Consider the following 17,002-nt stretch of genomic DNA (forward strand, 5'->3'; position numbering starts at 1 on the left):
TCCCTTCGAGAGCCCGGATCATTTGAATGCCACCTTCATACCCGCAACAAATGTGCGCGGCGAGCCCGCATAGATCGATCCCGTTGTGTTTGCGAGCAGGCTCGCAGGATTTTGAAGGCCGGCCCCGGTGACCGTATTGGCGATGTTGTTGGCCGAGGCGACATAGGTCCGGTCGAACACGTTCCTGACTTCGAGAAACAAGTTCAGGGATCTGAAGGTGTCGGAGACCAGGTCGGTCTTGTAGTGAACATTCACGTTGACCAGTTCATAGCCCGGCGCCTTCAGCAGATTTGCATTGTCCATGTAGAAGGAGTCCTTCCATTGGACCTCGACGAAACCTCCGAGGCCTGTCAGCGGCCCGGTGAACTCGTCGTAGCCAATTCGGGCCGTCAACTCGTTGGGCGAGATGCCGGGGATCTTGTTGCCGGCACGGTTGAAGCTGAACACGGCGCCATTGGTGATGTTCTCGACGTACTCGGTGTAGACCTCGTCAAGATAGGTGTACGCCGCCATGAACCGCCAGCCCGGATAGAACTTCCAATCGGCGGCAAGCTCGATGCCGCGATGTTCCGACCGCGGCGCGTTGAACATATAGGTCGCGTTGGGTGACCCCGCAGGTGTTGCCTGCGATACGAGTTCGTCGCGGAAAAATTCGTAAAAGCCAGTCGCGCTGAGTTTGAGCGCGCTGTTCGGTGTCCAATCAAAACCAAGATCGTAACCCAGATTCTTCTGGGCTTGGAGCTGGGTATTATTGCCCGACAATCCCGTCTGAGCGACAAAGAGGTTCGAGACCTGCGGCGTGCCATAGCCCGTGGCAACGCGTCCGCGGAACAGCCATTCGTTGTTGAGATTGTAGAGCAGCGCCAACTCTGGTGCAGTATTTTGAAATTGCCGGTCCGCGGTCGTCGGCGTCGTCGTCGTGATGCCGGCGGGGCCGGCGTACGAATAGGCCGTATTGATGCCCCTGAGTAAGGTTGTCTCCCAACCGATGCCTGCAACGGCCGTTAGTGCCGACGTAAGCTTGAGCTCTTCCCTGGCACGAACACCAAAATTAGTCGTTTCGCTGTAGAGGTTGCTCGACAGCCTGCCGAGCGTCGCGCGACCTCCCGGCATCACGTTTCGCGTATCGCTCGACGCCGTCAGGGTATTGTAGAAGGCACCAAAGAACGCGGTGGACTCCAGGCCAAGAATCTCTCCGCGCTTAGTGAGATCACTCATATAATTGTACGAAGGGAAATCGCCGATCGCGCTGGTCGTGCCGGTGGGCTGGCTGATGTTCCTGTCGTCGAACACGAACTGGTTTCGCCAAGTCATCGTGTTGTCGAAATCATGCTCCCAGCGTCCGCCGACGATGGTTCGCCGGTCGTTGCGCCCGAGACCTGCTTGCGTCGCCGTCTCGGTATCCTTGCCACCGTTGAAGCCGTTGTTGAAAAGAGACACGGTGGGACAGCCGGCGACCGCCGTCGCACCGGTCGCGCAGCCCTGCTGGAACGGGTTCTGATAGTATTGGTTCAGCGACTGGCGCAGCGGCAGCCGCGCGCTGAGGTCGTTGTTGATGATCTTGACCGTGAAGCGATCGTCCGGCGTCGCCTTGAGCGTGCCGAGGAAGTTGACGGTCTGGGTGTTGAACCAGCTATTGCCGATATAGCCGTCGCCCCTTGTGTCGCTGGCGAACAGCGAGCCCTCGAAATTCCCGACCTTCTTGCCGGCCGCCAGGTAGTTGTTGAGGTAGCCGTAGCTGCCGCCATCCACGCCATATTCGACGCCGTCGATCGTGCCGCCCGGCCGCGTCCGGAAATTGAGCGCGCCGCCAGTCGCATAATTGCCGTAGAGCGCCGAGGAAGGCCCCCGGATCACATCGATCGCGCCATAGGCATGGGGATCGATCAGGTCGCTGCGCGACAGGCCGTCCGGCTGCGTCACCGGGAAGCCGTCCTCGAAGATCACGAGATTGCGGATGGCGAAACCGTTGCGGGCGTTGGAGCCCCGAATCGAGATGCCGAAGTCGCGGGGACCGTTGCCCTGCTTGATCGAAATGCCCGGACTGTCCCGCAGGACGTCGCTGACCGAGAACGCCGGACGGTTGTCGAACTGGCTGCGATCGATGGTGGTCGCGGTCTGTCCGGCCGGCGACTGAATGAGGCCGGCCCTCACTTCGCCGGCGCTTCTCGTGTTGTTTTGCCCCCCGGCGCCATCGATCGCGTTCTGCGCGACGGGCTTCGCCATGCGAGCAGTCGAAGCGGAGCGCAGTCGCGATGGCCGGATGATTGGTTTGGGACGGGACGTCTGCGGCGCCTCGACCGTCACTGCGGGAAGCGCTTCCGAGGCAGCCTGGGCCAGCGCGTCTGAACCGATCGGGGACAGCAGTCCGGCAAGCACGGGCAAGCCCGCGCTTCCGATTGCACGAATGCGTAACATTTCCTAGATTCCTGACAGCCGGCACGTCGGCCGGTCCATTGAGCACGCCATCGGCACAGCAACGGCGCGCGCCAATGGTTCGGTTTGTCGCTACGTCAGGAAAATTGAGGCGGGGCGCGCGCCTGGGCGCTCGAGCCCTTGGGAGCGGCGATGGCGAATCCATCCGCCGGATGCCACACCACCCGCTCGGCATGGCGGATGGGAATCGAGAATGCCGCGGGCGTCGGCGAATCGAGCGACGCATTGGCCTGGGCCAGGCAGCACAGGGCGCAGGCGCCCGCATGCCCGGTTGGCGCGCCGCTCTGATCGTTCAGGCCGCCCTGCTCGCTCGCACTGTGGCAGATGACACCGGCAGACAGGGGATCGGCAATGGCGAGGCCGGTCGCCCAGCAGGCGGCAATCGGCGCCAGCACCTGCATCGCCAGGGCGAGCAGGACCAGAGGCAGGAATTTTTGTAGCCGTGAGCGCATCCGCCGAACCGTTCGTTCGTCTACTAACTAAACACCGCACCAAGCCCAAGTCGAGATCAGTTCCGCCGCCTTCTTGACCCAGCGCAAATTTGGCAGAACCGGGGCCACGGTAGCCCAGCACGGCATCGGCTTTGGGCATTTGAGGCAGGGTCAAACGCCCGGTCCACCCAAAGATTTCTTTTATTTGTCATATACTTGCGAGCATCGACGCTCGATCATTTCGTCTGCTGATCGAATTTTGAACATTCGTTGCCGAAAATGATGACAAGTGAGAAAAGTTGATCTAGCATCCCCTTGCTCAGGCTGGCCGCGAGGTCGAAGTCTGGTGGTCCAAGTCTCGGGAGGAGCCCCTGACGCGCAAAATGCAGCGTCGCCCCGTCAATCAAGAGCAAATCTTAGAATCGGGGATAATAGGGTCGACACAATTTTTGAGCGGGGCCAGGGCCCCGCTCTTTTTTTGTCCGCAAGGCTGAAGCGCCGATGAATGCCTTGCCCAATCCGATCGAAATCAGCTTCGAGCTGGCGGCCTCGCGCTGCCCGGATCTGACGCCCCTCGTCTACCGGCGCCTGTTTGACGAACATCCCGAAACGGAGGCGATGTTCCGCTCGGACGGCCGCGATCTCGTGAAGGGGTCGATGCTCGCGCTGACGATCGAGGCCATTCTCGATTTCGCCTGTCAGCGTCGCGGACATTTCCGGCTGATCGCTTGCGAAGTCGCCTCGCACGATGGCTATGGCACGCCGCGCGAGCTGTTCGTCGCGTTCTTCGCCATCATCAGGGATGCCTTGCGCGATCTGCTCGGCGATGAATGGTCCATCGAGATCGCGCAAGCCTGGGACAGATTGCTCGCCGACATCGACGCATTCACCGGCGCGACGGCCTGACGCTTTGCGCTGCACCAACTCGGGTTGCCGCAATCGCAGCGAGTGATTGCAGATTGAGTGGCGCCTACTCTTGTGAGACACTTTCGGACATCGGTCGCGCAATCAATGACGCGCCGACGATAAGATATATGGGAGCGAGCGATGTCCGGGACGAAAGATTTCTCGACGACGAGGCGCGATCTTCTTCAGGCGGCAGCGACCGCCGGCGCCGGAGCTGCCCTTCTCGGCAGCATGGGCATAAACCCCGCATTGGCCGCCGAGGTCGGGCGCAGCGAGAAGCCGCTGAAGGCAGCGTTCTCCAATGCGGGCCTCCAGGCCACCTGGTGCGCGCAGGGTAAGCAGGCGGCTGAATTCTGGGGCAAGCTGTTCAATGTCGAGGTCACCTGGTTCGACGGCCAGCTCGATGCGGTGAAGCAGCGCGCGGCGATCGACAACATGGCCTCGCAGAAATGGGATTTCGTCGCGATCCAGGCTTTCGGCATCGGCACCCTCACCCAGCCCGTGCAGAAGATGATCGATGCCGGCACGCCCGTGATCGACATGGACACGCTGATCGCGCCGCTCGATCAAATCAACGTCCATTCCTTCCTCGCCCCCGACAACGAGTTCATGGGGGCCTCCGTAACCCAGGCGCTCTGCAACGCGATGGGCGGCAAGGGCAAGATCATCATGACGCAGGGCGCGCTCGGCCATACCGGGGCGCAAGGGCGCGCCAAGGGCTTCAACAACGTAGTGAAGCAATTTCCCGGCATCGAGGTGCTCGATACCCAGCCCGCCGACTGGGACGTGTCGAAAACCGCCCGACTCTGGGAAACGTACCTCACGAAGTATCCCCAGATCGATGCTGCATTCTTCCACAATGACGACATGGCGCTTGCCGCCGCCAACATCATGAAGGCGCGCGGCCGCACCAACATCCTGATCGGCGGCGTCGATGCCATGCCGCCGGCGATCCAGGCGGTAAGCGAAGGCCGCATGTTCGCGACCGTGCGTAATCCCTCCTGCCGCATCCACGGCGGCGCGATCATCGCGGGCGTTTCCGCCGTGGTCGGCGGCGAGAAGAGCGGACAGGGCATTCCCAAGAACGTCGTCACCGACGGCCCGGTCGTGACCAAGGCCAACGCCGCCGGGATGCAGTGGATGCAGGATCACTTTCTGATCTGAGCCTCCAAGATCTGAACGTTCATGTCAGAGGGTCGTTCGCCCATCCTTGAACTGCAGGGCATCACGAAGAGCTTCGGCGGCGTCGAAGCACTTCGTGGTGTCGACTTCGCGCTTCATCCCGGCGAGATCCACGGTCTCGTCGGCGAGAACGGCGCCGGAAAAAGCACGCTGATGAAGATCATCGCCGGCGTGCACACCGAATTCTCCGGCCACTTCCTGATCGACGGGGCGGAGACGCGTTTCCGCTCCACCCGCGATGCGCATGCAGCCGGCATCGCCATGGTGCACCAGGAGCTCTCCGTCGCGCCCGACCTCACGGTCGCCGAGAATGTCTTCCTCGGCAACCAGCCGACCAACCGCCTCGGCCTCGTACAATGGCGGCGCATGGCTCGCGAGGCCGGCGAGCAGCTCTCCCGCTTCGGCATCGACGTCGATCCGATGACCCGGCTGGGCGACCTCCCCATCGGGCTGCAGCAGCTGATCGAGATCGCGCGCGTGCTGTTCTCCGGCGCCCGCATCGTCATCCTGGACGAGCCGACCTCCGCCCTCTCCCCGCCCGAAGTCGAGCGGCTGTTCGCGACACTCCGTCGCCTGCGCGAGCAAGGCACCAGCATCGTCTTCATCTCGCATTTCATCGAGGACATCCTGCGCGTGTCGGACACGGTGACCGTGTTCCGCAACGGACGGAAAGTCGCGGAGACCGCGAGCGCGGCAACCAGCAAGGGCGCACTGATCGAGGCCATGATCGGCCGCGGCGGCGAGGCGCTCGAGCACAGCTATACCGACGATTTGATGCTGCCGCGGCCAAGCGACAGCCAAATCGTTCTCAAGGTCGATCAGCTCTCGCTGTCCCGCAGTCTGAAGGACATCTCCTTCGAGGCGCGCGCCGGCGAGGTGCTCGGCATCTATGGCTTCATGGGCTGCGGCCAGCAGGAACTGTCGCGCATCCTGTTCGGCAAGCTGAAGCCGGACACCGGCGCGCTTGTCGTCGAGGGCACGCCAAAGACCTTCGCCAGCACGGCGGCAGCGCGGCGCGCCGGCGTGGCGCTGGTGCCGGAGAGCCGGCGCGACATGCTGTTTCACCAGGAGCCGGTCTACAAGAACATCTCGATCAGCATTCTCGATCGCATCTCGTCCCTGCTGCTCAAGTCGGCGCAGGAGCGCGACATCGCCAAGCGTCAGGTCGAGCAGCTCCAGATCCGGCCGCCGGTGGTCGGTCTCGACCTCGGCATGCTCTCGGGCGGCAACCAGCAGAAGGTTGCGCTGGCAAAGTGGCTGACCTATCCGCCAAAACTGCTGGTGCTGTGCGAGCCGACCCGCGGCATGGATGTCGGCGCCAAGAACGACGTCATCAACATCGTCCGCAATCTCCGCACAAGAGGGCTCGCGATCATCGTGCTGTCGACCGAGCCGGAAACGGTGCTGTCGCTGGCCGACCGCATCCTCGTCCTCAAGCGCGGCGCATTGGTGCGGGAATTCAAGAACGAGCCGATCAGCAAGGACCGCCTGCTGGAAGCGGCGTGACGGAGAAGCACATGAGCAGCGAGACGGCCTTGGCGGCGGAGCAGCGGGCACGCGGGCTCACGCCCTTCCTGCGCTCGCAGATGCGCAACATCGCGCCGTTCCTCACCCTGATCTTCCTGTCCGCCTTCTTCGCCTTTGCCAGCCCCTCCTTCGCGACGCTCGACAATCTCGGCAACATCCTGACGCAGGTGTCGGTCACGGGCATCATCGCGGTCGGGCTCACTTTCGTGATCCTCTGCGCCGAGATCGATCTCTCCATCGCCAGCATCGCCAACGTCACCGGCATTGCGGTCGCCTATTTCACGCTGCAGGAATCCTACGTCAACATCGCCAACATCCCCCTGCCCGGCGCGGTCGCGATTCTGCTGTCGATCCTGCTCTGCGCCCTGCTCGGCCTCGTCAATGCGCTGGGGCTGACATTGATCGGCATCCCCTCCTTCATCATGACCTTGGCGATGATGCAGATCGCCGCCGGCATCTCCGCGCTGCTGGTGCGCGGCCAGATCGCCTACAAGGTGCCGAGCCTCATCACGACACTCGGCTCGGGATCGATTGGCGGCATTCCCTGGATCGTCATCGTCGCCGCCATCATGCTGCTCGGCGGGCACCTCGTGCTGACCTACACGCGCTTCGGCCGCTATGTCTACATGGTCGGGGGCAACCGCGAGGCGGCCGAATATTCCGGCCTCAACGTCAAGCTCATCTTAGGTGCGGTGATGGTGATCTCCGCCGTCTGCTCCGGCATCGGCGGCATGCTCGGCGTCGCCCATTTCGGCAGCGCGCAGCAGAACGAGTTCGACACTTACCTGCTCGACTCCATCGCCGCCGTCGTGGTCGGCGGCACCAGCCTGTTCGGCGGCCGCGGCGGCATCGGCAATACCATCGTCGGGCTTTTCGTTCTCGGCGTCCTCAATAACGGCCTCGACCACGTCAACATCGACAGCTTCCTGAAGATCCTGATCCGCGGGCTGATCCTGCTGGCGGCGCTCGTCATCAACGTCTATGCGCAGCGCTTAAGGGAAAAGGCGGCAGAGTAGATGACCTTCCGAACAAAACTGCGAAAACAGCCCATGTACAGTGAGCAGGAGGGCAATGACCCGTCATCCTGAGGTGCAGAGCCTGCGATGCGACAAGCATCGCATGCGCAGCCTCGAAGGATGAACGGCCGAGCTGCCAGCCGGGCCGTCGCCCTTCGAGGGCCGCTGAAGGTGCGGCCACCTCAGGGTGACGGGGATAGAGTGGCGCTCGCTGCACCGATCTCATCCGCCCGCCAGCACCGCACCGCATGTCCATCGGGCCGCGTCTCCAGCGACGGCCCCGGCTCGTGCCGACACGCCGCTTCCGCATGGCGGCAGCGCGGGCTGAAGGCGCAGCCGTTGGGCGGATTGAGCGGGTTGGGAAGGTCGCCGCCTGTGGTCGCCAGCGGCGCGTGATGCAGGGGATCCGGGATGGCGGCGATCAGGGCCTGCGTATAGGGGTGTGCGGGGCGCTCGAAGATCTCCCGCCAGTCGCCGTTCTCGACGATGCGGCCGAGATACATCACGGCGACGCGGTCGCTCATGTGCTCGACGACGCCGAGATCGTGGCTGATCATGATGTAGGACAGACCGAGCGTCTCCTTCAGTTCCAGCAGCAGATTGATGATCTGGGCGCGGATCGAGACGTCGAGCGCCGAGACCGGCTCGTCACAGATGACGATCTTGGGATTGAGGATCAGGGCGCGGGCGATGCCGATACGCTGGCGCTGGCCGCCCGAGAACTCGTGCGGGTAGCGGCCGGCCTGTTCGGGCCGCAGGCCGACATGCCGCAGCATGGTGGCGACGCGGTCCTCGATCTCGCTTTTCGCGGTCACGCCGTGCACGCGCAGAGGATCCTCCAGCGTGCGGCGCACGGTCTGGCGTGGATTGAGCGAGGCGTAAGGGTCCTGAAACACCATCTGCACGGTGCGGGCCAATGATTTACGATCGCCGGATTGCCTGCTCGTGACGACCTGCCCGTCCAGCACGATGCGGCCGCGCGTCGGCGTCAGCAGGCCAAGGATCGACAATGCGACCGTCGACTTGCCCGAGCCGGATTCGCCAACGAGGCCGAGGCATTCGCCGCGTTTCAGTTCGAGGTCGACCCCGTCCACCGCTCGGAGCAGCCGCCGGCCGCGGCCCAGCAGGCCGCCTCCAAGGGGAAAATGCACCGCGAGATCCCTAACGCTGAGAATGAGATCGTCGTCCGGCCTCCGCTCACCCAGCCTGTTTCGCGGCTCATGCATGGTGATGACACCTCACCAGACCGCCCCCCTCCAGCAAGTCCGTCTTCGGTACGACCGTCCGGCAAATCTCGGTCGCTTGCGCGCAGCGCGGATTGAACCGGCAGCCATCAGGAAAGCTGGTGATGGCCGGGACGACGCCTGCGATCTCCTTGAGCCTGGCGCGGCCGAGCGCGGCGCGGCTGCCGAGTCGCGGCAGCGAGTCGACCAGGCCTTGCGTGTAGGGGTGCGAGGGCGCGCGGAAGATATCGGCCGAACCGCGTTCCTCGACAATCCGACCGGCATACATCACGGCAACGCGGCGGCACACATTGGCGACGAGGCCGAGATCGTGGCTGATCATGAGGATGGCCGTGCCGCGCTCGGCGCACAAATTCCGCATCAGCTCGATGATCTCAGCTTGCACGGTCACGTCGAGCGCAGTGGTCGGCTCGTCGGCGATCAGCAGATCCGGACCACACGCGAGCGCGATGGCGATCATCACGCGTTGACGCATGCCGCCGGACAGCTGGTGCGGGTAATCCTTCACGCGTCGCTCCGGCGCGGGAACGCGGACGCTTGCCAGCGCCTCGACCGCCAGCCGGTTGGCGTCCCGCCAGCTCTTGCCCTTGTGCAGCACGAACATCTCGGCGATCTGCCGGCCCACCGGCGAGACCGGGTTCAGCGCCGTCATCGGCTCCTGGAAGATCATGGCGATCCGATTGCCGCGCAGCTCCCGCTGTCTGGCTGCCGAAAGACGCTGGATTTCCCGCCCCTCGAACCGGATGACGCCGCCGCCGATCGACAAGGGCGGCCGCAACAGGCCGATCAAGGCTAGCGCCGTGATGCTCTTGCCGCAGCCGGATTCGCCGACGAGGCCGAATGTCTCGCCGCGGTCGATGCGGAATGAAATGCCCTCGGCGGCTGCGATGCGGCTCGATCCGTCATCGAGATCGATGCGCAAATCCCTGACTTCGATCAGCGGCGTGCCCGTCATGTGCGCCGGCTCCGCGAGTGGGGATCGAGAATGTCGCGCAGGCCGTCGCCGAGCAGATTGAGGCCGAGCACCGTCAGGAAGATGGCAAGGCCCGGAAAAACCGAGAGCCACGGCGCCGTCGTGATCTGCTCGCGGGCGTCCGACAGCATGCTGCCCCAGCTTGGAAAGGGCGGACGGACGCCGAGGCCGAGGAACGACAATGCGGCTTCAGACAAGACCGCGCTGCCCATGCCGAGCGTGCCGATGACGATGAGTGGCCCCAGCATGTTCGGCAGCAGCTGCGTGATCATGATGCGCAGATCGCCGTAGCCGAGCACGGTCGCCGCCTGCACATAGCCCTGGCTCCTCAGCGACAGCGCCGAGGCCCGCGCGATCCGGCACGTGAAGGACCAGTTGGTCAGCCCGAGTGCGATCAACAGGCTGGTCAGGCCGGGGCCGAGGACCGCCATGATGGCCAGCGCGAAGATCAGCGAAGGGATAGCGAGCATGAGATTGGTCAGGGCGTTGACGAAATCGTCCCACCAGCCGCCAAAATAGCCGGCGCTGAGCCCTAAGGCCACGCCGATGACGCTGTTGATGAGCTGCGAGATGATACCGACCGTCAGCGAGACCCGCGCGCCGTACACGACGCGGGAATAGATGTCGCGGCCCTGGTCGTCGGTGCCGAACCACCAGGTCCAGCTCGGAGGCTCTTCCGCGTTCATGAGGTTGGCGTCCATGACGGGATCGGAGTGCGCCAGCCAGGGCGCGAGCAGGCCGACCAGGATCGCCAGCGCGAACAACACTCCACCGATGACGAGATTGGGGCGGAGTTTCATGCGTATCTGATCCTGGGATCGATCACGCCGTAGAGCACGTCGACCAGTAGATTGATCGCGAGAAAGGCGAGTACAACCACGAGAATGGAGCCCTGGACGGCTGGAATGTCGCGCTGCAGGACGCTGTCGACCAGCAGCGAGCCGATGCCCGGCCATGAGAACAGTTTCTCGACCACGACCGCCTGCCCCATCAGCCCACCGAATTGCAGGCCGATGGTCGTGAGGATGATGACGAGCGCGTTACGCATCACATGCCACTTCACGACACGGGTCTCGCTCATGCCCTTGGAGCGCGCAGTACGGACGAAATCAGCCGTCATGATCTCCAGGACCGCGGCGCGCGTCGTCCGGGCAAACAGCGCCATCGGCGAGACGCCGAGCGTGACGGCCGGCAGCAGCAGGTGTTTCAATCCGCCGTCGCCATAGCCGAAACTCGGCAGCCAGCCCAGTTTCAAGGCAAACAGATACATTAGAACGAGTCCGAGCCAGAACTTAGCGATGGACAGGCCCGACACCGCCACGACCATTGCAATCGTGTCGACGATGCCGCCGGGTCGCAGGGCCGCGATGAAGCCGAGCGGCACGCCGATCAGAATCGCAAACGCCATGGCCGCGAAGATCAATTGCAGCGTCGGCCATGCCCGCTTGGCGATCATGGTCGTGACAGGCTCGCGCGTCCGGAACGAGGTGCCGAAATCACCGGTCGCCAGCTTGGCAATGTAGGCGCCGAAACGCACATAGAGGGGCTCATCGAGACCGAGCTGCTTCTTCATGCGCAGCTCGACCTGCGGATCGCTGTCGTCGCTCATGGAGGAGACGATGCTGCCGGGAACGACGCTGAACAGCACGAAGACCAGCAGCACGACGGCGAGCACGGTCGGGACGGTTTGCAGCAATCGACGGATCAGGAAGGAGAGCATCGGCACCGTTCCTCTCTCCCTGCATCGTTTGTGGCGATGCAGGGAGCGCGAGAGCGCAGGTCACTTCGCGGGCGAGGTCTCGTCGACCCAGAGGTCTTCGACGTTCTGGTGGGTCAGCTCCGTCGCGTTCAGCTGAATCCCCTTGAGCCACGGCTGCACGGCCATGACCGCCTTGTTGTAGTTGAAGAACCAGACCGGCGCCTCCTCATAGAGCAGCGCATTGGCCTTTTGCAGCAATTCGGCGCGCTTTGCGCCGTCGTCGACCTGCCCTGCCTGATCGACGATCTTGTCGAAATCGGCATTCCTGAAGTTCATGTAATTGCAGGCCGGTTGCGGCGTCGACGAGTGGAAGCATTTGAGGGCAGACAGCGGATCCGGGCCGCTCGCCTGGGAATAGATGAAGGCCTGATAGTCGCCAGTGCGAACCACCTCCGCCAGCACCGCGGTCTCGACCTGCTTGACCTTGGCCTTGATGCCGACCTTGTCCAGCATCGGGATGACGGCCGAGACGATCGGCAGGCCCCAGCTTTCATTCGGGCTGGTGGTCCATTCGAATTCGAAGCCGGAGGGATAGCCGGCTTCGGTCAGCAGCTGCTTGGCCTTGGCGGGATCGTAGGGGTAGGGCTTCATGGCCTTGTCGTAGGCCGGCGAGGTCAGCGGCAGCCAGCTGGTGGCGCGATAGGCCTTGCCCTTGACCAGCTTGTTGATGATCAGATCGGTGTCGATCGCGTAGTTGATCGCCTGCCTCACGCGCTTGTCGGAGAACGGCTTGAACGACGGATTCATGCCCATGTAGCGCGTGAAGACCTCGGCGACTTCGACGATGGTGCCCTTGAGGGCGGCGTCGGACTGGTAGGCGACGTATTGCGCGGGTCCCAGCACCGAGGTGTCGATTTCCTTGTTCCGGAAGGCGACATCGCGCGCCGCGGCTTCGGCCATGATCGACACGATGACCTTGTCGGCGTAGGGCTTGCCGGGCTTGTAGAACCGGTCCCACCGCTCCAGCACGATGCGCGATCCCGGCACGTGCTCGACGAATTTGAACGGCCCGAGACCGATCGGATGCTGGATGTAGCTCTCCTTGGCGCCTTCGTCGGCCGGGTAGATCGAGGTCAGCGCGGTGAAGAAGTAGAAGCCCGGATCGACCTTCTCGGTCAGCTTCATCTCAATGGTGAGATCGTCGATCTTCCTCAGGCCGGAGATTTCCTTGGCCTGGCCCTTCTCGACCGCGGCCGCGCCCTCGATGACTCGAACATACCGCGCGCCGGGATAGGCCTTGGCGCCGTCCATGATGCGGTTATAGGACCAGATGATATCGTCGGCCGTCATCTTGCGGCCATTGTGAAAATAGGCGTCGTCGCGCAGCTTGAAGGTGTGAACTAGGCCGCCGCCCGAGACCACGTCCTCCTTGGCGAGTTCCAGAACCGGTTTGCCTTCGGCGGAATTCCAGATGTAGAGCGAGCGATGCAGCGCCTTGGCGTAGATCTCGTCCTGAGCGCGCTGCGTGGTGTGAATGTCAAGGCTCGTGAAGCTCGAGCCATAGGGCGCCGTCATGCGGATGGTTCCGCCCTTGCGCGGCGTCTGGGCCTCCGCCGTGCCGGCGAGCGCCAGCCCCACCCCCGCGACGATCGCAATCATCCTGAACATCATGAGTCCCCCAAACAACGCAGGTGTATTCCGATCAGAGATTTGATCATCCGCAGGCTGTTGAATGCAAGCTTCGTTTTTGAGGGAGGCCAATGTCAGTTCCGGAAGGCAGCTCTTCGATGAGTCCCCCGGGCGTCAGGTTGCATCCGCCAGCGATGCAAGCGGCCGATTGACGCGGTGCGTCGTCGAGCAAACCAGGAACGGTGAACATTTTTCGTGGTCAACGCGACCAAGCTCAGGATCGTCGTCTGAGCCCCAAGGATCGCCCAAAATGAAACGCCGAACGTTAGGTGCCTTGCTCGCCGGCGGTCTGTTCGCCGCAACGGCAGCGATGGCGATCCCTGTCACACCGGACCCTGCCCGGGACAGTCCGACGAACACCATCCAGATCAGCTGGTCCCACACCACGCGGTCAAACGGGTATGTCGACGATACATGGTGGGCGACCAGGGACCGTTGCGCACCGGATTATCTCGGCGAGCGCCTGCTCTGCGACGCCGTCGGGCTTCTGGCACGGACCACCAGCCGGACGTTCGAGGTCAAAATGTCCCAAGACATGGGTTTGCCGCTCGCCGACCGTTGGGGCCTGATGACCGCGAAGAATTCACCCTTCATCAGGTCGGCTCACGTCGAGACGCCGCTCGGTCTCGAGGCCGTGCTCGGCTTCTATCGCGCTGCACTCGAAAAGCGCGGCTGGACTGAAAACGACGGTGCGGTCGTCGAGGCTGATAGGGCCGTTGTCGCCTTCACGACGTCAGATGGGCCAGCGCTGCTCCGGCTCGTCCGTCAGGACCACACGACAATCGCCGACCTTGCGCTGCGCAAGCCCTTGGCCGCCACAGCCCTCATCCGGCCGGCGCCGGGACAAGTGAGGTTGTTGCTCGGCAACAAGACGGATGAAGCGGCCGACATCACCGTCAACGAGCGAACCATCAGACTGGCGGCTCACGCCGGAGAGAAACTGATCGACTCCGACGCCGCCGCGGACAAATTGCCTGATAGCCAGAAAATTGATCTGCTGCCTGGCAAGTACAGGGTCACCCTCCAGCTCGAAGGCAGCGCGGCGCAGCAGCGCGAGTTCGAGGTCGCGGCCAATGAGACCTGGGGCCTGCTGGTCGGTCCCGCGGGTGCCCCGCTGCCGATAAGGCTATACTAGCGTTCCGCGACGATCCCTCCCCGTCATTGCGAGCGAAGCTCTCACCACGTCATTGCGAGGAGCTCGCGACAAAATTGCGAAGCAATTTTGTCGCTGATGCGACGAAGCAATCCAGACTCTTTCCGCGGTGGCAGTCTGGATTGCTTCGCTACGCTCGCAATGAGGGAGTATGCAGGTCTACTTTTCGCGACGTCTTCAACCTGACAATTCCGGCTGCCAATCCCGCAATTTTCGCGCGGCGCCGGTGACGTCAGCGATCGTCCGAAACACCGGCGTCTCCACCATCATCGCTCGTGCGAGCCGCACCGCGCGGGCTTCGCAGATCGCGCGTGTCTTCGGGGGCTCAATCAGCTCGAAGTCGATGTTGTGGGCGAGACCAAAGATGCGGCGGATGGTTTTTGCGGCGGCAAAGCCGACGGTGTCCGTGAACAGGCGCTGCATATAGGCTTGGCGCTCGGCCTCCAGGCGCGCCGCGCCCTTAGCGCCGGCAAAGAGCGAGGCCGGATAGGCGTCGCCTGCCGCGCCGGCTCGCCAGAGGTCGAGGAACTTTCGGGCAAATTCGCTCCAGACCTGCTCGACCGTCTCCAGGACCCAGGCCTCGAATGCGGCCCGCTCGCTGGGCGCGCGCTCGTGGCCGGGGGAGGCAAAATAGGCCATCAGGAGATTGGCCAGCACGGCGCCGACGTCGAACCCCATCGGGCCATAGAATGCGAATTCGGGGTCGATCACCCGTGTCTGGCTGTCCGTCACCATGATCGATCCGGTGTGGAGGTCGCCGTGGAGCAGCGCCTCGGGGCTCGCCATGAACTTCAGCTTCAGCCGGGAGATCGTGACGTGCAGGTCCATGTCGTCACGCAGCTCGGTGGCGAGGCCATCGAGATACGGGGCGGTCCAGCGGTTTTGTTCGGCGATGCGGTAGGGATCGGTGAAGATCAGATCCTCGGTGATCTTGCAGAGCGCATGATTGCCGGCGAAAGCCGCGATGCCCTCCTTCTTCTCGGCCGCGGACAGTGCGAGGTCGGAGGTGAAGATCAACGTCCGCGCCATGAAGGTGGTGATGTCGTCAACGAAGCGCGGATAGCGCGTTCCCGCAACCAGCCCCCTGCGCATGATGATATGGGGCTCAAGCAGCTCCATCACCGTCAGCGCCAGATTCTCATCGTGATGCAGCAAGGCCGGCACGAGGCCGGGCGCGAGTTGGGCCTGCCGAGACAAGGCCAAGAATTCGTAATGGGCCCGCGACAGCGGCAACGGCCAGCTCTCGCCGACCAGGCGGACATAAGGAAGCGCCTGCTTGACGGCGACGCCGCCGCGCGCGCCCTTGACGATGAAGACGAGGTTGAGATTGCCGTCGCCGACTTCGGTGATCGTCCAGCCGGCGGGATCACCGAGGAGCGCTTTCAGGTCCGGCAGGCCTGCGAGATAGTCCCGCAAGTCGGCCTCATGCAGAATCCGATAATCCCCCTGCCCCTGCGCCATGACGATCCCATCCCATTTGCAGGGCCGGATCGTTACTCCCGCTCCAGGAAGCTCGAGCCGATCTCGGCCTTTCTTTTGATGGGATCGTAATCACAATAAACGAGATCCGCCACCAGCGTGTAGCTGGCGCTGACATTGTATTTGTCCAGCTTGACGGAGTTCAGGCCGATCACCGAGGTGCTCTTGCCGCCGTTCCATTTGAATGGAGTGGAGCTCTTGGCTTGCTCGCAGGCCGCGACGGCTTCGTTGAAGACGTAGCCCTCGACGAACGCTTTCAGGGTTCGCACCTGCACCGCCGTCTTCCACTCGAAATAGCCGATGGCACCGAGCCCTGCGACGATCAGCACCAGAAGCGCGATGACGATCCTCTGAAAAGTCATTTGTTTCCCCCCGAACAAAACAAGCGCAAAAAATCCAGGCGAGACGAAGCGCGCACGCCTCGTCCTTCGAGACGACCGCTTCGCGGTCTCCTCTGGATGAGGCTAACGGACATCGCCGCCCGTTGAAACTGCTGCCGCGCACTCTGTCCTCATCCTGAGGAGCCCGCCCAAAGGCGGGCGTCTCGAAGGATAGGCCGCACGCAGATAGACCTAAAACGGCATTCCCATCAATTTCGACAGGCGCTCGATCGAGAGATAGCCGGCGTGATAGGCGGCCATCCCGAGCCCGTAGATGATGGCCGAGATGATCGTGGTCCAGATCAGCTTGCGCCCCATCCGCGTCAGGATCGGCGCGCCCGGGTCGGTGCCGGGTGCACCCACGCCGTCCTCGTGCTGGCTGCGCACGCCGAACGGCAGCGTCACGAACAGCGCGATCCACCAGATGACGAAGTAGATCGCGATCGCGGTCGAGATCTGGATGGCCATGGTCCGGCCTTATGCCTGCTCGATTTCGACCAGTGCGCCGGAAAAATCCTTCGGGTGCAGGAACAGCACCGGCTTGCCATGGGCGCCGATCTTCGGCGTGCCGTCGCCGAGCACGCGGGCGCCCTCCTTCACCAGCGTGTCGCGCGAGGCGATGATGTCGACGACCTCGTAGCAGACGTGGTGGATGCCGCCGTCGGCATTGCGCTCGAGGAATTTCGTGATCGGTGAGGCCTCGCCGAGCGGCTCGATGAATTCGATCTTGGTGTTGGGCAGTGTCGCGAACACGGTGGTGACGCCGTGCTCGGGCAGCGGGACGGCGTCCGAAATCTGCGCGCCGAATGCCGCTCCATAGATCTTGGCAGCCTTGACGGCATCCTTGGTCGCGATCGCGACATGGTTGAGCCGGCCCAGCATGGTTC

Annotated in this window: 16 protein-coding genes; 5 read left to right on the forward strand and 11 right to left on the reverse strand. The window is 63.3% G+C overall.

What is annotated here, in order from left to right; translation table 11 throughout:
• Nucleotides 1-18: 18 nt before the first annotated feature.
• Entirely contained in the window at nt 19-2,418 is a 2,400-nt protein-coding gene (locus UNPA324_RS08570; protein WP_141934409.1) for a TonB-dependent receptor family protein, read from the reverse strand.
• 95 nt (nt 2,419-2,513) lie between these two features.
• Entirely contained in the window at nt 2,514-2,888 is a 375-nt protein-coding gene (locus tag UNPA324_RS08575) for a DUF2946 domain-containing protein (RefSeq protein WP_141934410.1), read from the reverse strand.
• Between the two features lie 480 nt (nt 2,889-3,368).
• On the opposite strand from UNPA324_RS08575, the gene UNPA324_RS08580 reads away from it, so the two are divergent.
• The 4 genes from UNPA324_RS08580 to UNPA324_RS08595 all read left to right on the forward strand — a co-directional run bounded on the left by UNPA324_RS08580 (nt 3,369) and on the right by UNPA324_RS08595 (nt 7,498).
• Complete coding sequence (locus tag UNPA324_RS08580) at nt 3,369-3,773, forward strand: globin (protein WP_141934411.1); 405 nt, start codon at nt 3,369-3,371, stop codon at nt 3,771-3,773.
• Nucleotides 3,774-3,914: 141 nt separating this feature from the next.
• Nucleotides 3,915-4,937, forward strand: a complete 1,023-nt coding sequence (locus tag UNPA324_RS08585; RefSeq protein WP_141934412.1) for a sugar ABC transporter substrate-binding protein — start codon at nt 3,915-3,917, stop codon at nt 4,935-4,937.
• A gap of 21 nt (nt 4,938-4,958) precedes the next feature.
• Entirely contained in the window at nt 4,959-6,461 is a 1,503-nt protein-coding gene (locus UNPA324_RS08590; RefSeq protein ID WP_141934413.1) for a sugar ABC transporter ATP-binding protein, read from the forward strand.
• Between the two features lie 11 nt (nt 6,462-6,472).
• Entirely contained in the window at nt 6,473-7,498 is a 1,026-nt protein-coding gene (locus UNPA324_RS08595) for an ABC transporter permease (RefSeq protein ID WP_128917396.1), read from the forward strand.
• A gap of 182 nt (nt 7,499-7,680) precedes the next feature.
• On the opposite strand, the gene UNPA324_RS08600 is transcribed toward UNPA324_RS08595, so the two are convergent.
• The 5 genes from UNPA324_RS08600 to UNPA324_RS08620 are packed head-to-tail and all read right to left on the reverse strand — an operon-like array spanning nt 7,681 to nt 13,085.
• Nucleotides 7,681-8,724, reverse strand: coding sequence for an ABC transporter ATP-binding protein (locus UNPA324_RS08600; protein WP_141934414.1), 1,044 nt, complete (start codon nt 8,722-8,724; stop codon nt 7,681-7,683).
• The gene (locus tag UNPA324_RS08605) at nt 8,717-9,697 is read right to left on the reverse strand and encodes an ABC transporter ATP-binding protein (protein WP_128917398.1); all 981 of its coding nucleotides are present in this window, start codon (nt 9,695-9,697) and stop codon (nt 8,717-8,719) included. Before UNPA324_RS08605 ends, UNPA324_RS08600 begins: the two co-directional genes overlap by 8 nt.
• Nucleotides 9,694-10,515 (reverse strand): ABC transporter permease, encoded by an 822-nt coding sequence (locus tag UNPA324_RS08610; protein ID WP_141934415.1) that lies wholly within the window; start codon nt 10,513-10,515, stop codon nt 9,694-9,696. Before UNPA324_RS08610 ends, UNPA324_RS08605 begins: the two co-directional genes overlap by 4 nt.
• Nucleotides 10,512-11,435 carry an ABC transporter permease gene (locus UNPA324_RS08615; protein ID WP_141938761.1) on the reverse strand — a complete coding sequence of 308 codons (924 nt, stop codon included), beginning with the start codon at nt 11,433-11,435 and terminating at the stop codon, nt 10,512-10,514. The genes UNPA324_RS08610 and UNPA324_RS08615 overlap by 4 nt, the downstream gene beginning before the upstream one ends.
• Nucleotides 11,436-11,495: 60 nt before the next feature.
• Nucleotides 11,496-13,085: an ABC transporter substrate-binding protein gene (locus tag UNPA324_RS08620; protein WP_128917400.1), complete on the reverse strand. Its 1,590-nt coding sequence runs from the start codon at nt 13,083-13,085 to the stop codon at nt 11,496-11,498.
• A gap of 268 nt (nt 13,086-13,353) precedes the next feature.
• On the opposite strand from UNPA324_RS08620, the gene UNPA324_RS08625 reads away from it, so the two are divergent.
• The gene (locus UNPA324_RS08625) at nt 13,354-14,238 is read left to right on the forward strand and encodes a hypothetical protein (RefSeq protein WP_141934416.1); all 885 of its coding nucleotides are present in this window, start codon (nt 13,354-13,356) and stop codon (nt 14,236-14,238) included.
• Nucleotides 14,239-14,433: 195 nt separating this feature from the next.
• Here UNPA324_RS08625 and mtnK read toward each other — a convergent pair whose 3' ends face one another.
• From mtnK to mce, 4 genes are all read right to left on the reverse strand, one after another.
• Complete coding sequence (mtnK, locus tag UNPA324_RS08630) at nt 14,434-15,717, reverse strand: S-methyl-5-thioribose kinase (protein WP_128917402.1); 1,284 nt, start codon at nt 15,715-15,717, stop codon at nt 14,434-14,436.
• Between the two features lie 32 nt (nt 15,718-15,749).
• On the reverse strand, nt 15,750-16,097 hold the full coding sequence (locus UNPA324_RS08635; protein ID WP_128917403.1) for a hypothetical protein: 348 nt from the start codon (nt 16,095-16,097) through the stop codon (nt 15,750-15,752).
• A 210-nt stretch (nt 16,098-16,307) separates the two neighbouring features.
• A complete protein-coding gene (locus tag UNPA324_RS08640; protein WP_141934417.1) occupies nt 16,308-16,583 on the reverse strand; it encodes a DUF1467 family protein in 276 nt (91 codons plus the stop codon).
• Nucleotides 16,584-16,592: 9 nt separating this feature from the next.
• Nucleotides 16,593-16,997 carry a methylmalonyl-CoA epimerase gene (mce, locus tag UNPA324_RS08645; protein ID WP_128917404.1) on the reverse strand — a complete coding sequence of 135 codons (405 nt, stop codon included), beginning with the start codon at nt 16,995-16,997 and terminating at the stop codon, nt 16,593-16,595.
• Nucleotides 16,998-17,002 lie beyond the last annotated feature (5 nt).

This window comes from Bradyrhizobium sp. UNPA324, assembly GCF_006658635.1.
In the GTDB taxonomy this organism is placed as follows: Bacteria; Pseudomonadota; Alphaproteobacteria; order Rhizobiales; family Xanthobacteraceae; genus Bradyrhizobium; species Bradyrhizobium nanningense.